The following is a 13,828-nucleotide window of genomic DNA, read 5'->3' on the forward strand; positions in this document are numbered from 1 at the left end:
AGAATGAAAAAATATAGACAACAAAGGCACCATGCCGAAAAGTTTTCGGACTGAATTCAAATCAAGCAGATAGGAGCGAAAAATTTATGAGAGAACAGATTCTGGAGCTTCTGGAACGCAATTCCAGAATGACTCCTGCTGAGATTGCCGTCCTCCTCGGATCTGGAGAGGAAGTCATCGCCTCTGAGATTAAAAAGATGGAGGAGGAGAATGTCATCTGCGGGTACAACACGCTGATTGACTGGGATAAGACCGGTGCCGACAAGATCACGGCCCTGATCGAGGTGCGCGTGACCCCGACCAGAGGACAGGGCTTTGACAAGATTGCGGAGCGCATTTACAACTATCCGGAGGTTCAGTCCGTCTATCTGATTTCGGGCGGGTATGACCTGCTGGTGATCCTTGAGGGAAAGACGCTGAAGGAGGTATCGCACTTCGTGTCGAGCAAGCTTTCCACGCTGGACTCTGTGATCTCGACCGCCACCCATTTCATTCTGAGGAAGTACAAGGATGACGGAATCATCTTCGACAAGAAGAAAAAAGATGAAAGGATGCTGGTGGAGCCGTGAGAGATCCGATCGGGAAAAAGGCCGCAGAGCTGAAGCCCTCCGGCATCAGAAAATTTTTTGATATTGTGGCAGAGATGGATGATGTCATCTCGCTCGGCGTCGGGGAGCCTGATTTTGACACGCCCTGGGCGATCCGGGACGAGGGCATCTACTCTCTTGAGCGCGGACGCACGTTCTATACGTCGAATTCCGGGCTGAAGGAACTCCGGACGGAGATTGCGTCCTACATCCATCGAAGGCTGGGGGTCCATTACAACCCGATTTCCGAGATTCTTGTCACGGTCGGCGGATCGGAAGGAATCGATCTGGCTTTTCGCGCCATGATCAATCCCGGGGACGAGGTGCTGATTCCGGAACCCAGCTATGTTTCCTACAAGCCGTGCGCAATCCTCGCGGACGCGGTCCCGGTCGTGATTCCGCTCAAGGAGAAGAATGAATTCCGTCTGACAGCGGAGGAGGTGGAGGCGGCGGTCACACCGAAGACGAAGATCCTCGTGCTTCCATTTCCGAACAATCCGACCGGAGCGGTCATGACGCGGGCGGACCTCGAGGCGGTCGCGAAGGTCTGCATCGAGCATGATCTGTACGTGCTCTCCGATGAGATATATTCGGAGCTGACCTACACGGGAGAAGATCACTGCTCTATTATCCAGATCCCGGGGATGAAGGAGCGGACGATTCTGATCAACGGCTTCTCCAAGGCGTACGCCATGACGGGCTGGCGGCTCGGATACTGCTGCGGTCCCGAGGAGATCATTCATCAGATGACAAAGGTCCATCAGTTCGCGATCATGTGCGCGCCGACCAACAGCCAGTATGCCGCGGTAGCGGCGCTTCGGGACTGCTATGGCGAGGTAGTGAAGATGCGGGAGGCCTATAACCAGAGAAGACGGTTCCTTCTGCATGAGTTTGAGAAGATGCAGCTTCCGTGCTTCGAGCCCTTCGGCGCCTTCTATATGTTCCCGTCGATTCAGGAATTCGGCATGAGCAGCGATGAGTTTGCGACGGAGCTGCTGAAGGATCAGAAGGTGGCGGTCGTACCGGGCAGCGCATTCGGTGACAGCGGGGAAGGCTACGTGCGGATCTCCTATGCCTACTCACTGGACAGCCTGAAGGTGGCGATGGAGCGGCTTTCTGCGTTTATCACGAAACTGCGGCAGCGGTGAGTGACTGAAAAGTCTGTTCCGGGATCCAGCGTTATTCAGAAAATTTGATTTGTGAAAGCCTGAAATCCGGCGGAAAAGGGTGAATATCTTACAAAAACAGATACGGCATACCGGCCTGAAAACAGCATATTGAAAAAAATAAACCTCCGTGTTATCATCAGTTTAACTTGTTAAAGTGCCTGGCTGCTCAATTGTTTCCGGCGTAATGCTCTGATTCCAGGACAGGGTTAGCGCCGGATATTTTGTGCGGCACCGCGCTATGCGGATGCACAAAAGGGAGGGAAAACATTATGTTTGGCTTTTTGCTTTGTCTGGTGATCCTGATCGCCGGGTATTTCACGTACGGCAAGTTTGTGGACAACACATTCGCGCCGGATGACCGTGAGACCCCTGCGGTTGCGATCAACGATGGTGTGGACTATGTTGTCATGCCTGCCTGGAAGCTGTTTCTGGTACAGCTGCTGAATATTGCCGGTCTGGGACCGATCTTCGGCGCCATCACCGGTGCGATGTGGGGACCGATTGTCTTCCTCTGGATTACCTTCGGAACCATCTTTGCCGGCGGCGTACACGATTATCTGTCCGGGATGATGTCCGAGCGTGAGAACGGTGCGTCGATCTCCGAGGTAACCGGAAGACTGCTCGGTCCGGTGATGCAGAACATCATGCGTGTCTTCTGTGTCATCCTTCTGATTATGACCGGCACGGTCTTCGCGGTCGGCCCGGCAGGCCTTCTGAAGGCGCTGTTCACCGATACCGGCATGAAGTCCGGCATCCTGGTCAATTCGACCTTCTGGCTGGCAGTGATCCTGGTCTACTATTTCATCGCGACCTTTATCTCCATCGACAAGATCATCGGAAAGATCTATCCGGTTTTCGGTGTTGCGCTGATTGTGATGGCGCTTGGTGTCGGCGGCGGGACGCTGATCCTCCGCGGAAAGGACATCCCGGAGCTGTTCACGCATTTCTACAATATGCATCCGGCAGGAAAGGCTGTCTGGTCTTACATGTTCATCACGGTTGCGTGCGGTGCCTGCTCCGGCTTCCACTCCACACAGTCTCCGCTGATGGCGCGCTGCATGAAGAGCGAGCGTCAGGGACACTTCGTCTTCTACGGTGCGATGGTTGCGGAGGGCATCATCGCTCTGATCTGGGCGGCTGCAGCCTGCACCTGGTACACAGGAGCGGATCTTCTTGCTGCCGGCGGCGGAAACTCCACGACCGTCTACTTCATGAGCAAGAGCACGATGGGCGGCGTCGGATTCATTCTTGCAATGCTCGGCGTCATCGCATGCCCGATTACATCCGGCGATACAGCGTTCCGTTCCGCGCGTCTGACCATCTGTGACTGGTTCAAGATTGACCAGCAGGGCTATGGCAAGCGGCTTGCGGTCTGCATCCCGGTTCTCGGTGTCGGCGCACTTCTCGGCTTCGGCCAGACCTTCGGTTGGCTGAACTACAATGTCATCTGGAACTACTTCGCATGGTCCAATCAGACACTGGCAATGCTGGTGCTGTGGGCCGGCGCTATGTTCCTGGCGAAGGAGAAGAAGAACTACTGGATTGCCGCAGTTCCGGCAACCTTCATGAGCGCGGTGACATCCACCTACTTCATGATGGCACCGGAGACACTCGGTCACATCAAGGCACTGAATGACAATCATGCAGTTTCTTATCCGGTTGGCATCATCTTTGCAGCGTTCTGCCTGTGCCTGTTTATGGTCAACTCGAAGAAGTACCGCAAGGCTTGACGGAACAAAGGAATAACTGAATTGTACGGCGCAGGCGCCTGGACCTGCGCGGAAGAAGGCGGAAGGCGGAAGCCTCCCGCCTTTTTCAAAATGAACGAAGCAATACACGACGCAGGCAATTACGGAAGCGGGAGCATAACGAACGAGATATGATAGTCGCACCTACAAGACTTGGACAAACAGCCCTGAGCCGGGAGACACTGGCTGAGGATAAGAAGCAGTGCCATAAAATCGGCCCGGTCGGAATCGGCGGGCGTGCCCTGTATACAAACAGTTTTTATATCAGCCGATGCTACTATACCTGCTGGCAGGACATCCGGAGGGTATTCAAGAGAGTCGCCATGTCGAAGGGCGGCTTTACAGGAAAAGGAATTTTTGCGACAACACCGTACCTGGTTGTCCAGAGAAGCGATGGCACTGAGCAGCAGTGCAATTTCAAGATTGAGGCGGAGGTCGACGAGGCTCTGGAGGAGATTCACAAAAGGCATCCGGAGATTCCGGTCTACAGTGCGGAGTCTGAAAAAAAGCTGCGGAAGGCAAAGGCAGAGCAGGAAGCCAGGTACCTGAAAAAGCTGCCGGAGGATGCGGCGGCTGCGGTCAGAAATCTGGAGAAGGCAAAGACATATCTACAGCAGGACGAGCGCTACAGCAAGATGATCGTCTTTGCGGCAAAGCAGAAGCGGTCGCTTGACGGGACAAAGACATCTCTGAAGACCCTGGCTGTCTTGATTGATGCCGGCTCTGCGGCTCTCATCGCTGCAGGACTGTATCTACGGCTTATGAAGGGGAACAGCATGGGCATTTACCTTGCCCTGTTCGGCGGTGCATTTATCCTGTCGGTGGCGGCTTCGCAGATTCTGCCGACGCCGCACCGCAACCGGAAGACGGCGCAGGCGGACTGGGAAGAGGCCCTGAGGCAGATGAAGGGTTACATCGGGAAGACAGATACATTCCCGGTGCCGCCGCAGTACGCGCACCCGGTCGTGCTGGACCGGATGATCCGCGTCGTGCGGGAGGGCAGGGCGGCGGACGAGGAAGGCGCGCTGGAGGCTGTCAAGAAGGATCTGAAGGCGCTCAACGCCAGTGTGACCGTCTCGCAGCAGGAATATGATGAGGTTGTGACGATCAAACCGCTGTTCATTGTGAGCAGCTATCAGTGATGATCTATCTGCCGGTGGGCTGCACATCAATGACCCGCGCACCGGCATGGGGAGAAAAGAAGATCCAGGACAGTAAAGGAGAGTCAGCGAATCTATGAAAAGCCTGATGGAGTTTCTGAGGCAGGAGGGAGTCAGCAGCCTGCTGCTGGACCGCGTAGCCGAATACAGAAAGAGATATAACACCATGGAGATTCCGGCGGAAACCAGCCGACGGATTCCGCAGACGAAGATCCGCTATTACGGAACGGGCGTCTGGGAGAAGGCGGTCGCCGCGCTCCTGAGTGGTGAAAACCTGCTGCTGGCCGGGCCGAAGGCAACAGGGAAGAATGTCCTTGCCGAGAACCTGGCCGAGCTGTTCGGCCGCCCGCTCTGGGACGTCAGCTTTCATGTCAACGTAGACGCCTCCTATCTGATCGGAACCGACACCTACGATGGCAGCAGGGTGACATTTCGCCCTGGTCCGATTTACAATTGTGCGGTTTATGGCGGCTTTGGTGTGCTCGATGAGATCAACATGGCGAGAAATGAAGCGCTGGCGGTTCTTCACGCCACGCTCGATTTCCGCCACGTGATCGATGTGGCAGGGTACGACCGGATTTCCGTGAGCCCGGCTGCCCGGTTTATCGGAACCATGAACTACGGCTACGCAGGGACGAGAGATCTGAATGAGGCGCTTTGTTCACGCTTCGCGGTTCTGGATATGCCGCTGATTGCGGAACCGGATCTGGAACGGCTGCTGAAGGATGTTTTCCCGGCGATCAAGCCGAAGATCTGCCAGCAGTTCGTCTATCTGTTCTATGAGATTGAGAAGAAGGCGCAGGCGGCGGAGATTTCCGAGCGGGCGCTGGACCTGAGAGGACTGATCGACGCAATCCGGCTGGTGGAAAAGGGAATCAGTTCAGGCGACGCACTGGAGATGTGCATTGTCAACAAGACCTTCGACGCGTATGAGCGCAGGCTTGTGATGGATGTCATCAAAAGCAGGATTCCGACCGATCTGAAGCGGGAGGATGTGTTCGAACAGACGGCAGGACAGGGAGAATGAGCAGTGATCAGACAGCACTATACGGGGAGCAGCCGCCGTGCGGTTAACGTCATATGGAACGCCGCCGGGAGGTACGACTTCGATCCGCCGTTTCTGGCCTTTTTTCCAAATGGAGACACGGACGATTACTTCAATCTGGTGATCGGCCTTGCGGCAAAATGGCTGGATCTCGACCGGCTGAACACTTTTTTTGACGGGCTGGGGCTTTCAAACACGGCGCAGGAGGCATCAGCGGTTCTGTGGCTTGGGATTGAAAACTGCGTCTATCAGAAGGAGCTCCCGGACCGCCCCATCCTGACGCAGCTTCGAAGAGAACGGGCAGAAGCCTTTTACGTATACAGTTCGGGACTGTCAAGGCAGCAGATGATGCTCCAGAGCATGAAGGTGTTCGACCAGGAGCAGGCCAGATGGGCAGGCGTGCTCGGCAGGAAGGCGGTGCTTTCTCCGGCTGCCTCAAAGCTGGCGAAGGAACTGTCGTTTTCGGGAGATCTCGATACAGACGGCGTCATCAGGGAAATGGCCAGGATCTGCGAGGAACGGTTTCGGCTCAGGTCCGGACATGGAACGGAGCCGTCCTACAGGAAAATCACGGTCAGAGGGCTTGCAGATGCATTTGCAAGGCGGTTCATGAGAAGAGAGCTCCGGAGCGCGGACCTTCTGATTCTGAGGAAGGGATCCGGAAATGGAGACCAGAAGGGCAGCGTCCAGTTGGGACACCGGATCGGACAGGCGCATACGTCTGGCAGCACGGAGAAGGATCAGGTTTATATCCGGGACTGCTTCGGGCCCTGCCTGTATTCAGACCGGGAGATGCATATTCTTGAAAATGCGCTCTGCACAGGGACAGATGCCGCCTGCAGACTGTGGATTGCGGATGGCAGCGGTTCCAGGTATGGGGGCGCTGCTTCAGCAGAAGAGCCAGTCACAAATCATTCTGTGAGGGAGGCAGGTGCAGCGCAGAACCAGGCAAAGCTTCTTCAGCAGGATCAGGAGAATCAGCGGCTCCGGAATGTCCGGTTTTATCAGGCGCATATCTTCCGGATTCAGGAAAACATCCGCGATCTGACGGCACAGACGGATACGATCTTTGCATCCTATATGCATGATCTGCCGAAGCGGTCGAGACGGGGAAGAATTGATGCGGAAAAAGCCTGGAGACTTCCGGTTCTGTCGGACCCGGATGTATTCTGGTCGGATTCGGATATCACGGAGTTCTCCGTGACCGTCGATCTGCTGCTTGACGCCTCCCAGTCCCGGATGAACAACCAGGAAATGATCGCATCCCAGGCATATATTATCGCAAAGAGCTTTGAGAGCTGCGGCATCCCGGTCCGGGTCAGTGCATTTCGCTCGCTGCGCGGCTACACAGTCCTGCAGCGGCTGAAGCCGTACAGGGATAAAAAGTGCGAGGGGATTTTCCGGTATTATGCCGGGGGCTGGAACAGGGATGGTCTGTGCCTGAAGACGATGGATTATCTGATGAAGGATGAGCAGGAGACGATGGCTTCCCAGCGCATTCTGCTGGTGCTCACGGATGCCAGCCCGAATGATTCCATGCAGGTTCCGCCTGATGAGAACCATCTGCTTGCCAGAGAATATGAGGGGGATCTGGCGGTTCAGGACGCTGCGGCTGCTGTCCGGCAGCTGCAGCGGGACGGAATCCGGACAGCAGCGATTTTCTTCGGGGCGGCTGCCCATCTTGACAATGTCCACCAGATCTACGGACAGAATTATGTCCGGATCCGCAGCCTGAGCCAGTTCTCGGACGCCGTCGGCGCCCTGCTCAAGAGGGCGCTGGAGGACAGAGGGGGCGCCTGAATGAACCAGGCCAGTGTCTGAACCGGACCGGGGCAGGGCCGCCAGGCGGCAGCTCAGCGGTTTAATTCAGGATATTTCTTCGGGGCGTCCTCCATCATCTGGTCAACGGTCAGGACTTCGGTGACGAGTCCGGCCGCGCGGATGACGTCGAGCGCATGCTCCTTCTCGGACAGCGGGACATTGACGTAGTAGACATCCCGGTCGATCCGGCCCTTTGGTCCCAGGTTCCGGATGTCGAGACCGGCGTATCCGGCCTGTACGATGTTTTCCATCTGGTAGTGACCGGTTCTGCAGCGGATCCCCGCCTCCCTGAGTGCGGTTTTGATCTTCTCGCAGGTTTCCTTATCTCTCTTCCTGAATACAGGAATCTTCTTTTCAAACAGACTCATGTGATGGTTTTCTCCTTTCGTTCAGATGTCCGGACTTGTGCGCGAAGCGGCTGTATGTCCAAGGGATCCGGATGGATGCCAGCCTGCATCGTGACCGGTCCGTCGTGGCTGCATGTCCATCTGCCTGAGGCGCCTGGATGGACACCGGCACCTGACTGCCGGACGACTTGTCAGGATACGGGGACATCTGTTCTGAGTGTAGCACATTCGGAGCGCTGTATGACGGGAATCTGTGCTATCATCAGGATCACAGACTTGTGATGGAAAAATGACCTGAAATGATAAAAGTTGGTTTGAGACCACAAGAATAACAGTGTACCTTGCCCGTGCGGCACAGTGATGATGTGAGACACGTATGAGTATATCCAACCTTCCTTCCGTCTACCTGAATGAGATGAAAAAGATACTTGGCAGTGAGTACGAGGCCTTTCTGGACTCGTACAGTCGTCCCTGCCGCAAGGCGCTTCGAATCAATACGCTGAAGCTGGATGTCAGGGATGCAGCAGCATTTGCCGGGGAATTCGGGAAGAAGACCGGATTCCATCTGACACCGGTCCCGTGGACACAGAATGGATTTTATTATGAAGAGGAAGACCAGCCTTCCCGCCATTCTTTCTACAGTGCGGGACTTTACTATCTGCAGGAGGCCAGCGCGATGGCGCCGGCGCAGATCCTGCCGGTCAGTCCGGGGGAGGCCGTGCTGGATCTCTGTGCGGCACCGGGAGGAAAGGCAACCGAGCTGGGAGCACGCCTTCAGGGGCGGGGTTTTCTGGTGGCAAATGAGATCTCAGCGCCCCGCGCACGCGTTCTGATGAAGAATCTGGAGCTGTTCGGCATCCCGAATGCCTGTGTGACAAACACGGAACCGGCCCGGCTTCTGGAGCGCTATCCGGCCTTCTTTGACCGGATCCTGGTCGATGCGCCGTGCTCGGGGGAGGGCATGTTCCGGAAGGACACGGCTGCCGCCCAGGCATGGTATCCCGAGAAGGTGCAGGAGTGCGCCCGCATGCAGCGGGAAATTGTCACATGTGCGGCAGATATGCTCAGGCCGGGCGGCATGATGCTGTATTCGACCTGTACATTCGCGCCGCAGGAAAACGAACTGACCATCCTGCATCTTTTGAAAGAGCGTCCGGAGATGGAGCTGATGGAGATTCCGTACGACGCTTTCCGACAGTATTTTTCTGAGGGAATGAGTCTGGAGCAGCTTATCCGGCTCGGGTATCTGGATAAAGAGACGGCGGGAGAGCTGAATGCAGACCTCACGCAAACCTGCAGGCTCTGGCCGCATAAAATCGAGGGAGAGGGGCATTTCTGTGCCCTTTTGAGGAAGCGAAAGGCCGGGGAGACACAAAAGGAGCAGCCCGGAGAAGCAGCCTGGGAAGCGGATGAGACGCATGGAGTCGGCAGAGCAGGAAAGACAGACAGGACGTATGGAACAGGCAGAACGGAGAAACGCACAGGGGCGGAACAGTCAGGCAGCCTGAGAAAAACGGACAGGACATATCGAGCGGACAGATCAGGAAAGACGGACGGGACATATCGGGCGGGCAGGCCGGGGAAGGCTGGCAGGAGAGGCGGCGCAGGGAACATGTCCCGGGCAGCGGGGCCGGAGAAACTCCAGACAAACGAAATGCAGATGATTCAGGACTTTGTTGCCGGTTATCTGCAGCAGCCGCAGCCTGCCACAGCAGCGGAGACAGAGACGGGAAACATCTGCTGCAGTCAGGGTGATATGACGCTTCGGGCGGAAGACAAGGCTGCTGCCAGGACGGCTGAGGACAGACTCGCCGTGCTGCTCCGGGAGGAACTGCAGAAAGGCAGGCTGGAGGTGCATGACGGCCAGGTGTACCTGATGCCTGCGGGCGTGGAGAGGGTGCCCGGAATCCCGACTCTGCGGGCAGGTCTGTATCTTGGAGAGTTGAAGAAAAACCGCTTCGAGCCAGCCCAGGAGCTCGCCATGATGCTGCCGGCGGCGCCATTTCCGAGTGGGGGATTGCAGACAGGCGCAGCACAACCATTGCCTGTGGCGGAAGATGTGAAGGAAGATGTTGAAGAACGCTATGTCTGCCTCGATCCGGCGGACGACAGGCTCGAACGTTATCTCCACGGAGAGACAATTCCTGTCCGGCAGGCCGGCCAAAACGGCTGGAAACTGCTGTGCGCCGGACGGTATCCGATCGGCTGGGGCAAGCTCGTAGGCGGCCAGCTGAAGAATAAATACCCGGCAGGCTGGCGGATTCCCGGGTAAATGCGATGATTCGGTTCGGAATGCCTTTCTCCCAATACGTATACGTTTTTTTGGAAGTATAAAGAGTCTTCCTGATGGCATGGATTTGCAGCAGAGGGTTCGCTTGGAAAATTGAAAAAAACACTTGCAATCTCTGAAAGATAGCGGTATACTAACGAAGCTTGCTTAAGAAATTGCAGGTATCGATGCGTGGCTCAGTTTGGTAGAGCGCTGCGTTCGGGACGCAGAGGCCGCTGGTTCAAATCCAGTCGCATCGACTTCTTGGGAGAGACACCGGAGAATGACTTTTTAAGTTGTTCTCCGGTTTTTTTGTTCTCTAAAAGTTTTTGAATGATGGCTCTTTCCATGTGGGATGCAATTTTTTAAACACAGCACCAGGTACAAAAGTGCCTGTGTCCATGAGCCGCAGTGAAGAGATTAAGGGCAGCTTGACAGAATATTTACCGCTCTATATGATGAAAACAATAACAAATCAGGGAGGGAGTATGATGGATCGAAGGATGATTATTGGATTGCTTTGTGGGCTGATTGCTGCAACACCGATTACAGCGCTGGCAGATTCGAAAGATGATCGGATTGCGGAACTGGAATCAGAGGTCGCGGCATTACAGGAAACGGTTGCTGATCTGAGAGAACAGCTGGCTGCCGGAAAGTCAACAAACCAGGATGAATACAATATTGGAGAACCATGGGTCGTCGAGGGACAGTGGAAGCTGACGGTTGATTCTGTTGAAGAGACGGACGAGAGAAATGAATACTCTGATTATCATCCGGCAGCCGTTTACATTGTAACCTTTACGTACGAGAATATTGGATATAAGGACCCGGATGGACTTTCAGATGGTTTGTATTTTATACTTGATGACAGTATTGTCGATGCCGGAGGAAAGATGGGTTACTCATACCCGGGAGATATCACGATGTATCCTCAGGAAACCCCTGTCGGCGCAACTTGTGAGGGACAGGTGTGCATTGGCGTGGACAATCCAGGCAGCTTCAAAATCAATGTGGAGCATTATGACGGAAACGATGTTGAACAAAAGGCTACTTTCAATGTGACAGTTGACCAGTAACTTCAGCTATCACAGGAAGAAAAGAAAGGGGAGAGCGTCTGAGGCGCTTTCCCCTTTTTCGATGGATCTTATCTGTTCTGATCCTGTTTTCCCGCGTTAACTGTCCTGTGCGTTCAGGAATGCTGTCACTTCCGCTTCAGCCGGAATGGACGGGGCAGCCCCTTTTCTGGAGCAGGCAATCGACGCGGCAGCGGAGGCGGCCTTCATCGAATCCGGAACAGAGCTGCCATGAAGCAGACAGGCAAGGAAATAGCCTGTGTAGGTATCTCCAGCAGCAGTTGTATCCGCAACCTGGGTTTTGTACGCAGGCTGGAAGAATGTCCCGTCGCCGCATGCGCAGACAGAGCCGTCCCCGCCCAGCGTCAGGACAACGGTGGCGTTCGGAAAACGCTCCCGCAGAGCGGCGGCAAGCTCATCGCCCTCTGCTGCCTGGCTTCCCAGAATCTGGCCGGCTTCCACTTCATTGAGAAGGAAGATATCGACCTCATCGAGTGGAAGCCGGAGGATCTTTTCATTCATCGGCGACGGGTTCAGGACGATCGTCATTCCAAGCGTGTGCGCTTTCTCCACAATATAGGGAAGCTGATTGATTTCGTTCTGCAGGACAAGATAATCCCCTGCTGAAAAGTGCTCGAGAACGCTGTCAACCTGCTCCTTCGTGATCAACTGGTTGGTTCCGCCATACAGCAGGATGCAGTTGTCCCCTTCTTTGTCTCTCTGGATGATCGCATGTCCGGTATGCTCATCCGGGATCACGGTGACATAGTCGGTGTGGACACCGGCTTCTTTCATTGTATCCAGGAGAAAAGACCCATCCGGTCCGATGGCGCCTGCATGGTACGTCTCGGCCCCGGCCCTGGCGAGGGCGACAGACTGGTTGAGCCCCTTTCCGCCGGTGAAGGTCTCGAGCTTCTGGGAAGACAGGGTTTCTCCCTTTGCTACAAAATGATCAACCGAATAGACGTGGTCGATGTTCAGGGATCCGAAGCAAAGAATTTTGTGATTCATTGTGTCTGACATCGTACAGACCTCTCTTTCTGCGGCATCGCGCCAAATTACCTTATTCATATCATAAGCTGGAAAATGTTTCAACAAGATACATCCCGGCCGCTGAAGTCTGTCAGCCGAAGGCCGTCAGTAAAGACCGGTATGACTGGGATTGTACAGGGACTATACACATGCTGCCCCCAAAATGTGATACGATACCGTCTGAATAATCGTTTGAGGAGAATCAGAATGGAAATGGAAAGGAAAGATAAGAAGCACATACCGGTCCTTCTGGAGCTGTTTTTCCTGTTTGCGGAGATCGGGGCGACAACCTTTGGCGGCGGATACGCCATGCTTCCGATTCTGCAGCGGGAGCTTGTGGAGAAGCGGCACTGGGCGACGGAAGAGCAGCTGATGGACTATTATGCAATCGGGCAGTGCACACCGGGCATTATCGCGGTCAATACCGCGACCTTCATTGGTAATACGAAGGCTGGCATGATCGGCGGGATTGTCGCGACGCTTGGTGTCGTATCGCCGTCCGTCATTATCATCACCATCATCTCGATCTTTCTTCAGAATTTCGCGGATCTGTCGGTTGTGAAGCATGCATTCAATGGGATCCGTGCGGCCGTCTGTGTTCTGATCATGGATTCTGTGATCAAGCTGGGTAAAAAGTCGATCCGGGACCTCTGGGGATGGATTATCTTTCTGTGTGTGCTGATGGTTTCTCTGCTGAGCGGCATCTCGCCGGTTCTTCTCGTTGTGCTCTCTGGTGTGGCGGGTATTGTTCTGAAGCCGGTGGAAGAGAGACGTGCAGCGAAGACGGCTGACTGGATGAAAGAGGATAGGCCTTCCGGGGAGACGTCGGGAACGGCTGACGATGGTGAAACATCCGGGATGGAGCCTGAGATGTCCGGCACACTGGATGGAGAGAAGGAGGACAGAGCGTGATGATTTATCTTCAGCTGTTCTGGGAGTTTTTCAAGGTCGGTCTCTTCTCCGTCGGGGGCGGGCTCGCGACGCTGCCGTTTCTGTATGATATTTCGGCCAAGACAGGCTGGTTCACGACGGCCGACATCGCAGACATGGTTGCCGTCTCTGAATCAACGCCGGGACCTCTGGGGATCAACATGGCGACCTATGTCGGGCATAAGACAGCCGGGATTATAGGCGGAATTGTCGCCACCCTCGGGTTGATTGCCCCGGCGATTGTGGTGATCATGATCATTGCCAGGATTCTGACTGCGTTCAAGGAGGCAAAGGTGGTTCAGAGTCTCTTTTATGGGCTTCGTCCGGCATCGACCGGCCTGATCGCAGCCGCCGGTCTTGGGGTCGCGAAGATCGCCCTGCTCCGAACAGACCTGTTTCACAAGACGGGCTCTGTGCTGAGCCTCTTCAACTGGAAACTGATCCTTCTGGCAGCGGTGATCTACATCACGCTGGTGAAGTTCCGGAAACATCCGATCCTGTATATCGCGGCTGCCGCGGCAGCTGGAATCATCTTTCAGCTCTAAAGTGTTCATCAATCTGAGAACCTTGGGGCCGGTTTCACTCAACAGCCATAGACAAAGTAAAGACCGCTCCCTGATCTGGTGGGAATCTGTACGATTCCGGAT

General features: G+C 55.1%; 12 protein-coding genes and 1 tRNA gene. 11 read left to right on the forward strand and 2 right to left on the reverse strand.

From position 1 onward, the window contains the following. Positions 1-86: 86 nt before the first annotated feature. The 6 genes from ACTQ1N_RS02735 (at position 87) to ACTQ1N_RS02760 (ending at position 7,509) form a co-directional block, all read left to right on the forward strand. The gene (locus ACTQ1N_RS02735; protein ID WP_441954381.1) at positions 87-569 is read left to right on the forward strand and encodes an Lrp/AsnC family transcriptional regulator; all 483 of its coding nucleotides are present in this window, start codon (positions 87-89) and stop codon (positions 567-569) included. Beyond that, entirely contained in the window at positions 566-1,735 is a 1,170-nt protein-coding gene (locus tag ACTQ1N_RS02740; RefSeq protein WP_441954383.1) for a pyridoxal phosphate-dependent aminotransferase, read from the forward strand. The genes ACTQ1N_RS02735 and ACTQ1N_RS02740 overlap by 4 nt, the downstream gene beginning before the upstream one ends. Before the next feature lie 290 nt (positions 1,736-2,025). Further along, the gene (locus ACTQ1N_RS02745) at positions 2,026-3,486 is read left to right on the forward strand and encodes a carbon starvation CstA family protein (RefSeq protein WP_441954385.1); all 1,461 of its coding nucleotides are present in this window, start codon (positions 2,026-2,028) and stop codon (positions 3,484-3,486) included. Positions 3,487-3,635: 149 nt separating this feature from the next. Then, positions 3,636-4,646: an ATPase P gene (locus tag ACTQ1N_RS02750; RefSeq protein ID WP_441954387.1), complete on the forward strand. Its 1,011-nt coding sequence runs from the start codon at positions 3,636-3,638 to the stop codon at positions 4,644-4,646. A 94-nt stretch (positions 4,647-4,740) separates the two neighbouring features. Further along, complete coding sequence (locus ACTQ1N_RS02755; RefSeq protein WP_441954389.1) at positions 4,741-5,691, forward strand: AAA family ATPase; 951 nt, start codon at positions 4,741-4,743, stop codon at positions 5,689-5,691. Positions 5,692-5,694: 3 nt separating this feature from the next. Further along, complete coding sequence (locus tag ACTQ1N_RS02760; protein ID WP_441954391.1) at positions 5,695-7,509, forward strand: hypothetical protein; 1,815 nt, start codon at positions 5,695-5,697, stop codon at positions 7,507-7,509. Positions 7,510-7,562: 53 nt separating this feature from the next. Here the strand turns inward: ACTQ1N_RS02760 and ACTQ1N_RS02765 are convergent, their stop codons facing one another. Then, positions 7,563-7,898, reverse strand: coding sequence for a hypothetical protein (locus ACTQ1N_RS02765; protein ID WP_441954393.1), 336 nt, complete (start codon positions 7,896-7,898; stop codon positions 7,563-7,565). A gap of 355 nt (positions 7,899-8,253) precedes the next feature. On the opposite strand from ACTQ1N_RS02765, the gene ACTQ1N_RS02770 reads away from it, so the two are divergent. The 3 genes from ACTQ1N_RS02770 (at position 8,254) to ACTQ1N_RS02780 (ending at position 11,222) form a co-directional block, all read left to right on the forward strand. After that, on the forward strand, positions 8,254-10,149 hold the full coding sequence (locus ACTQ1N_RS02770) for an RsmF rRNA methyltransferase first C-terminal domain-containing protein (RefSeq protein ID WP_441954395.1): 1,896 nt from the start codon (positions 8,254-8,256) through the stop codon (positions 10,147-10,149). Positions 10,150-10,332: 183 nt separating this feature from the next. Continuing rightward, positions 10,333-10,406, forward strand: a tRNA-Pro gene (locus tag ACTQ1N_RS02775). 228 nt (positions 10,407-10,634) lie between these two features. Next, the gene (locus ACTQ1N_RS02780; protein ID WP_441954397.1) at positions 10,635-11,222 is read left to right on the forward strand and encodes a hypothetical protein; all 588 of its coding nucleotides are present in this window, start codon (positions 10,635-10,637) and stop codon (positions 11,220-11,222) included. Between the two features lie 96 nt (positions 11,223-11,318). On the opposite strand, the gene ACTQ1N_RS02785 is transcribed toward ACTQ1N_RS02780, so the two are convergent. Next, positions 11,319-12,242, reverse strand: coding sequence for a ribokinase (locus ACTQ1N_RS02785; RefSeq protein ID WP_441954399.1), 924 nt, complete (start codon positions 12,240-12,242; stop codon positions 11,319-11,321). Positions 12,243-12,458: 216 nt separating this feature from the next. On the opposite strand from ACTQ1N_RS02785, the gene ACTQ1N_RS02790 reads away from it, so the two are divergent. Further along, entirely contained in the window at positions 12,459-13,163 is a 705-nt protein-coding gene (locus ACTQ1N_RS02790; protein ID WP_441954401.1) for a chromate transporter, read from the forward strand. Continuing rightward, entirely contained in the window at positions 13,163-13,726 is a 564-nt protein-coding gene (locus ACTQ1N_RS02795; protein WP_321049746.1) for a chromate transporter, read from the forward strand. Before ACTQ1N_RS02790 ends, ACTQ1N_RS02795 begins: the two co-directional genes overlap by 1 nt. Positions 13,727-13,828 lie beyond the last annotated feature (102 nt).

Source organism: Porcincola sp. LCP21S3_C12 (genome assembly GCF_052118625.1).
In the GTDB taxonomy this organism is placed as follows: Bacteria; Bacillota; Clostridia; order Lachnospirales; family Lachnospiraceae; genus Porcincola.

Excerpts from the sequence above, each read along its gene's own strand:
- ACTQ1N_RS02735 (WP_441954381.1), top strand. The coding sequence starts at position 87 with ATGAGAGAACAGATTCTGGAGCTTCTGGAACGCAATTCCAGAATGACT.
- ACTQ1N_RS02745 (WP_441954385.1), top strand. The coding sequence starts at position 2,026 with ATGTTTGGCTTTTTGCTTTGTCTGGTGATCCTGATCGCCGGGTATTTC.
- ACTQ1N_RS02750 (WP_441954387.1), top strand. The coding sequence starts at position 3,636 with ATGATAGTCGCACCTACAAGACTTGGACAAACAGCCCTGAGCCGGGAG.
- ACTQ1N_RS02755 (WP_441954389.1), top strand. The coding sequence starts at position 4,741 with ATGAAAAGCCTGATGGAGTTTCTGAGGCAGGAGGGAGTCAGCAGCCTG.
- ACTQ1N_RS02765 (WP_441954393.1), bottom strand. The coding sequence starts at position 7,898 with ATGAGTCTGTTTGAAAAGAAGATTCCTGTATTCAGGAAGAGAGATAAG.
- ACTQ1N_RS02770 (WP_441954395.1), top strand. The coding sequence starts at position 8,254 with ATGAGTATATCCAACCTTCCTTCCGTCTACCTGAATGAGATGAAAAAG.
- ACTQ1N_RS02780 (WP_441954397.1), top strand. The coding sequence starts at position 10,635 with ATGATGGATCGAAGGATGATTATTGGATTGCTTTGTGGGCTGATTGCT.
- ACTQ1N_RS02785 (WP_441954399.1), bottom strand. The coding sequence starts at position 12,242 with ATGTCAGACACAATGAATCACAAAATTCTTTGCTTCGGATCCCTGAAC.
- ACTQ1N_RS02790 (WP_441954401.1), top strand. The coding sequence starts at position 12,459 with ATGGAAATGGAAAGGAAAGATAAGAAGCACATACCGGTCCTTCTGGAG.
- ACTQ1N_RS02795 (WP_321049746.1), top strand. The coding sequence starts at position 13,163 with ATGATTTATCTTCAGCTGTTCTGGGAGTTTTTCAAGGTCGGTCTCTTC.